Annotated in this window: 1 protein-coding gene; it reads left to right on the top strand. The window is 65.0% G+C overall.

Annotation, left to right across the window (positions count from 1 at the left end):
* Positions 1 to 571 (top strand): AMP-binding protein (locus ACFPOU_RS23665; RefSeq protein WP_379727545.1); only part of this gene is annotated, 571 nt, incomplete at both ends.

Below are 571 nucleotides of genomic sequence, written 5' to 3'. Positions count from 1 at the left end.
GCCGATCAATCCAGAAGCCTGGATGTGGTACTACAAGAACGTCGGCCAGGAACGCTGCCCGATCGCCGACACCTTCTGGCAGACCGAAACGGGCGGCCACATGATCACGCCGCTGCCGGGCGCGACCCCCATGGTGCCGGGCTCGTGCACGCTGCCGCTGCCGGGCATCATGGCGGCCATCGTCGACGAAGCCGGCGCGGACGTGCCGAACGGGCAGGGCGGCATCCTGGTCGTCAAGCGTCCGTGGCCATCGATGATCCGCACCATCTGGAACAACCCGGAACGTTTCAAGACCAGCTATTTCCCGGAAGAGTTGGGTGGCAAGTACTACCTGGCCGGCGACGGCGCCATCCGCAACAAGGAAACGGGTTACTTCACCATCACCGGCCGCATCGACGACGTGCTCAACGTTTCCGGTCACCGGATGGGCACGATGGAAATCGAATCGGCGCTGGTGGCCAATCCGATCGTGGCCGAAGCGGCCGTGGTCGGCAAGCCGGACGAGACGACCGGCGAATCGATCTGCGCCTTCGTGGTGCTGAAGGGCATGCGTCCGACCGGCGAGGAAGCG

Source organism: Massilia jejuensis, from assembly GCF_042656795.1.
In the GTDB taxonomy this organism is placed as follows: domain Bacteria; phylum Pseudomonadota; class Gammaproteobacteria; order Burkholderiales; family Burkholderiaceae_D; genus Telluria; species Telluria jejuensis.
The sequence above is the reverse complement of the archived record's forward strand: the minus strand, read 5'-3'. Positions and strand labels throughout refer to the sequence as shown.